The following is a 5314-nucleotide window of genomic DNA, read 5'->3' as shown; positions in this document are numbered from 1 at the left end:
ATAACCAGTATGAAAGTATAACATCCGCCTCATATAAAAGAAGAAATCCCTCAACAGTACCCGCAAAAAAACCGCACAGATCAGGCGATCCATGCGGCGGAATATCTTGCAGAATGAATAGAGTGATGCGGATTAACGAGCCAATGCTTCTGTATATTTTTTGAAATTATCCAGGATAGCCTGCCAGCCTCCCTGTTGCATTTCTATGCTATGCGTATCTTCCGCATCAAAAGTTTCTGTAACAGCGGTAGTGTCGCCTGAAGCGGAAAAAATAACCCGTACAGTTCTGCCATCACCCATAGTATAGGCAATGAGTTCGTGTTCTTCCACTTCGTCATATACACCGCCGAAATCAAAACCAAAGCTGCCATCTTTAGCTTCCATACGTGTTTCGAACTTGCCGCCCGGGCGCAGGTCATTTACTGATCTTGGGCTGTGCCAGTCGTCGGAAGCAGTATTCCATTTTACAATATGCTCCGGCGCATTCCAGAGCTCCCAAACTTTTGCTACGGGTGCGTTGATAGTTGCAGTTACTGTGATCTTAGTGGCGTTATTAGTTGTTTGCATTTTTTTAAGATTTAAATGTTAACCGTTGTTGTTAATGCAAACATAGCACGAGTATTTCATACCCTGCATGGCCATATCCGACAAAATAGTGTACTATTTGCGACAGCCTCCGCAATACGGTTTACTTCCAGTTCACCACCGTAAATACAATGGAAGAATAGTGGTCTTTTTCATACAGCACACCGGTTTTCTTCCGGCCTGCCTGCACAATATCAGAGTAGGCAGCATAGGCATAACCTGCTTTCTTTGAACCATTGCCTTTATAGATCACATAGCTTTTCTTCCAGGTACGCCCATCATCAACACTGATGCGGAGTGTAAGGTTATCCCTTTCCAGTGAATCAGCCGCGTTACAAAAGGCAATAATATTTTTCCCTTTAAAGGTACCTACATCCAGTATGCTACCCTGGCATACGGCATCTGGCAACTGTTGGTCAAAATAAGTAGTATCCCAGGTGGCGCCGCCATCGCTGCTGATGGATACAATCCGCTCCCTCACATCTTTTGCCTGGTTGCGGCTGTTCATCATGAGCCTGTTGCCTGAAAGCTGCACCGCCATGGATTCGTTGCTGCCGGGCAAGTCAATGCTGTTGCCTAAATGGAATGTTTTACCATGATCATCCGTGTAGTAGCCATGTGCCACGTAATGGCGTGCACCGGGCAATGCCTTACCCGCCGTATGATTGGCAGCAATAAAGATCCTTCCCTTAAAAGTTCCCCGGGAAAACTGCATGGCATGCCCCGGCGTATTGGCGTAGTAGCGCCAGTCTTCCGCAAAATTAAACGCAGGGTCTGTTTCCGGCTGTTTGGGACGATGTACCTGCAGTGTAATATCCACCGGCGCTGCCCAGGTATGGCCCCCATCTGTGGAGGTGATATAATAGCAATGCTTTATTCCTACTCCCCTGATAATATCTTTTTCCCGGTGAGTGCCGGTGTTATAAAAAAGAAAGATCCTTCCCTTCGGATAAGCCGGGTCGGTAAGATCTACTACCGGCGCGGGGTTGGAGAGTTGCAGGTTATCGCCCCCTGCCACTACCTGCATGGGCGACCAGGTTTTACCTTTGTCGTTGCTGCGTTTCATCACCATATCAATATCCCCGAAATCATCGCCGCCGTTTACGCGGCCTTCTGCAAAGGCCAGCAGGTCGCCATCCGGCAATGCAATGATAGCCGGTATGCGGAATGATTTATAGCCGTCTGTTCCTGAAACAAAAACAGGTACTTCTTTTTGTTGTGCGTATGCAATGCAAGGGCACATCAGCAGGAACGTTATTATTATCTTTTTAATCATCATCATTTATTATTTACCAGGTCAATATCATTTGCTTTCGGACGTAAAAAGCTCAGTTGAATAATAATAGCAACCAGTACAATTCCCGCCAGCATAGCAAAGCTTTGCCCCAGGTTGCCTGCATCTGTGGAACGTCCAAGGAGATCAGTAATGATAGCGCCGGCAAATACGCCCGACATGTTCAGGATACCATATGCCGTAGCACGGTAACCGGATGGTACAAACTGGCAAAGGATAGGCATATTGTTGCCGTCGAACATACCAAAGCCAACGCCAAATAAAATGGCCGCTCCCATTACATGCACCAGGCTGTGTCCTATTCCTATCAGTAATAACGCAGGTATGGTCAGCGATAACCCGATGGCGCTGGTATAGATCCTGCCCTTTGTATGGTACTGGACCCATTTGTCTGATAATATGCCTCCGAAGATCACACCAAAAAAGGAGGACGCCGCGATAGTAATGGTAGATAAAGGGCCTGCGGCCGACATATCTATCTGTAAACTTTCAGAAAATAAAGTAGGTAACCAGTTCTTAATTCCCCAGCCCGGAAAACTCGGAATAGCAAAATAAAACAGCAGTATCCAAAAAGAAATATTCGTTAGCAGCAAACCAAGCCCTTTCAAAAAAGGCGGCTTTTCTTTCGCTTCCACCGGGGTTTTCACGGTTTCGCGCAGGAAGGCTATCAGTACCAGCGAGTACACAATGCCTGCTATGCCAAAGGAGTGAAAGGTTGAATGCCAGGAAAACCTGGCAGCGATAGTAGCGCCAAAACCACCCAGGGCCTGCCCCATGTACAACCCGGTCATATGAATACCTACGGCCAGAGACCGGGTAGAAGACGTATGATAATCTGCAATAAGCGAAAGACCCGCAGGTATATACAACGCCTCGCTTACTCCCATCACAGCGCGTAGCCAATACAGCTGCTGAAACGTAGTAGCGTAACCCATTGCAAAGGTTACGCCGGACCATACAAACAGGCTGCATACAATCAGCCATTTCCGGTTAAGCCTGTCTGCAATAATGCCGGATAACGGGCTCATAAATCCATAGATCCACAGGAAAATGGCCATCAGGTAACCAAAATTGGCGGCGGATTGTAACGATGCGATATCCGCCTGCATAGCGGGTTTCATGGTAGACAACATCTGCCGGTCCATATAATTCAGCAGGGCTACTACCCATAGCAGTCCTACTACTACCCAACGATAACTTCCTTTAGTGGCCATAATATACAGATCAGTTAAAAAATAATTTACCCGATATGATCACCGGTGTACGCACACCCGCTTTTATTTCTCCCGAAGGAATGATAACCGTTCCGTTCCACAGTAACGCAGTAGTGGTAACCGGGCCTTCCATAGGAAAAGGAGTAATGGTTTTCCACCTGCCGGAAACAGTGTTGTACAACAGCACTTCTTTGGTGAACCCCGGGTGCGTATTCATCAGCATTTTCCTTTCACTTGTCAGCGTTTCTTTTTTGAGGGCATCAGTAGTGTTGCTGATAGCCACATTCAATTCTTCTCCTTTACTGAATACGTCTCCCTTATCGCCGCTGCAAAACATGATCTCATGCGTTCCTATGGCCAGCCCTGTTCCTGCAGATACCGCATAGGGAAGCGGTTCTTTCAATGCCCATTTATCGGTATGTAAATCGTAACGGTAGGTGGTATTGAAAATATCGCTGATGCCGTTGCTGTTCTTACGTCTGCCACCAATGAGGTACACCCCGCCATCCTGTATGGCCATTACAGCGTGGGAAACGGCTACCGGCACATCCTGCAGCGTTTGCCAGGCGGCGCCCGGTGTGGATAGATCCAGCGAAAAGAATCTACCGGAGACGCCATTCACCGACTCGCCACCGGCTACAAACAGGATATGCCCTGAGCCCGCAGCCGATAAATTAGTGAGCGGCAAGGGCAATGGTGGTAACGGCGTAAAATTAATTTCACCGGCGTTGTTACATGTTAAGCGTATTACATTACCTGCAGGACCGTTATTATTTTCCCCGCCTATGTATATAAGCCCGTCCGGCATACTCACATTGGCGCTGTAAGCTACTGCCTGCGGCAATGTTTGCCGGCTTACATTCCCTGGCAGCACATGGCCTTTTTCATCTTGCCGGAAAATATAAATATCCTGCTTATATTTCTTTATACCACCGTTCCAGGGCAGGGCATCCGGGAAGTTGGCGCCGCCGGCAACAATCAGCATACCATTACTGATGCCTGTTACAGGCCCGGCCACACCGGGCTGCACCAGCAGCCCGGCAACGGGCGGAAGCATCGCTGCTACCGACCACTCCACCTTACTTACACTTTTTTCCTGGGCGCTAACTATGTTCACTGTCATCACCATTAATATTGAATAAAGTATCCGTTTCATGAATGTTGTACTTTCTGAAAAAACGATATTTCATCCAGCTCCTTATATAACTGGTCATATAACGCCTGGCTAAACGTGGTCAATGGCAGCCTGCATGGTCCCAGGTCCCAGCCCAGCATTTTCATGATGGCCTTCTGCGCCGGTATAGGCGGGTATTTTGCAAAGATCCTGATCACCTCTACCATGAATAAATGATGCTGCTGTGCGGCTTTTATATCTCCTTTTTCAAAATACGCTTTTGTTTGCAGGTATAACGGCGCTGCAAACGTGTAGGTGCTGCCGACAGCGCCTTTTGCACCCACTGCCAGTGCCGGCAATAACAGTTCATCGTACCCGAACAATACATCGAAACGATTGTCCTGGTAGTTAAAACAGGATTGATATTCATGGATAGTGGAAGCTGTATATTTTATACCTGCCAGGTTGGGTATGCTGTTGCCTGCTATCCTGAGAAACTCCATCATATCCATTCCTATACCTGTAAGCGTGGGAATGTGATAATAGTAAAAAGGCAATGCGGGCGCCGCAGCTGCAATATCCGCCATGCAATCTGCCAGCACCTGCACAGAGGCAGGTTTGAAATAAAATGCCGCTACCGAGGAAAACGCATCTGCTCCTATTGCGGCGGCATGCGCCGCCAGTTTCCGCGATTCTGCAATACTGCTGTGCCCCACATGTACAATGATCAGCAACCGCTTATTGGCCGCTTTTACAAATGCTTCCGCTACCTGCATTCTTTCTTCGGTAGTCATATTAGGACCTTCGCCATTGCTGCCGCAAACAAAAATGCCTTTTAAACCGTCTTTTACCAGCTTATCTGTTAAAGCAGGTATCAGTTCCAGGTTCAGGGAACCATTCCCGTGAAAGGGTGTAAATGCAGCAGCAATCAGTCCTTCAATATGTTTATGCTTCATGAAATGATACTTTTATATTGGATTATCCGGTTTTGAAGTACAGACAGATCGGTTGTTCATACCTCAGTGCCCGAAAATAATTTTCATACAGGAACCTGTTTAATTGATCCTGAGGATTACAATTAAATACTTATGTACTACATATTAAAAT

The 5314-nt window shown here is 47.2% G+C and carries 5 protein-coding genes; all 5 read right to left on the bottom strand.

What is annotated here, in order from left to right:
- Window positions 1-132 precede the first annotated feature (132 nt).
- Window positions 133-567 (bottom strand): SRPBCC family protein, encoded by a 435-nt coding sequence (locus VN105_RS02375; protein WP_325637552.1) that lies wholly within the window; start codon window positions 565-567, stop codon window positions 133-135.
- Window positions 568-688: 121 nt separating this feature from the next.
- Window positions 689-1861 (bottom strand): sialidase family protein, encoded by a 1173-nt coding sequence (locus VN105_RS02370; protein ID WP_325637550.1) that lies wholly within the window; start codon window positions 1859-1861, stop codon window positions 689-691.
- Window positions 1862-1863: 2 nt separating this feature from the next.
- Complete coding sequence (locus VN105_RS02365; RefSeq protein ID WP_325637548.1) at window positions 1864-3093, bottom strand: MFS transporter; 1230 nt, start codon at window positions 3091-3093, stop codon at window positions 1864-1866.
- A 10-nt stretch (window positions 3094-3103) separates the two neighbouring features.
- Complete coding sequence (locus VN105_RS02360; protein WP_325637546.1) at window positions 3104-4249, bottom strand: kelch repeat-containing protein; 1146 nt, start codon at window positions 4247-4249, stop codon at window positions 3104-3106.
- Window positions 4246-5163, bottom strand: a complete 918-nt coding sequence (locus VN105_RS02355; RefSeq protein ID WP_325637544.1) for a dihydrodipicolinate synthase family protein — start codon at window positions 5161-5163, stop codon at window positions 4246-4248. Before VN105_RS02355 ends, VN105_RS02360 begins: the two co-directional genes overlap by 4 nt.
- Window positions 5164-5314: the final 151 nt, after the last annotated feature.

Source organism: Chitinophaga sp., assembly GCF_035564935.1.
Classification (GTDB): Bacteria; Bacteroidota; Bacteroidia; order Chitinophagales; family Chitinophagaceae; genus Chitinophaga.
This window is presented reverse-complemented; position numbering and strand designations above follow the sequence as displayed.

Bases quoted from the DNA above. Each gene is read 5' to 3' on its own strand.
- VN105_RS02360 (WP_325637546.1), bottom strand. From the start codon at position 4,249: ATGAAACGGATACTTTATTCAATATTAATGGTGATGACAGTGAACATA.
- VN105_RS02375 (WP_325637552.1), bottom strand. From the start codon at position 567: ATGCAAACAACTAATAACGCCACTAAGATCACAGTAACTGCAACTATC.
- VN105_RS02365 (WP_325637548.1), bottom strand. From the start codon at position 3,093: ATGGCCACTAAAGGAAGTTATCGTTGGGTAGTAGTAGGACTGCTATGG.
- VN105_RS02355 (WP_325637544.1), bottom strand. From the start codon at position 5,163: ATGAAGCATAAACATATTGAAGGACTGATTGCTGCTGCATTTACACCC.
- VN105_RS02370 (WP_325637550.1), bottom strand. From the start codon at position 1,861: ATGATTAAAAAGATAATAATAACGTTCCTGCTGATGTGCCCTTGCATT.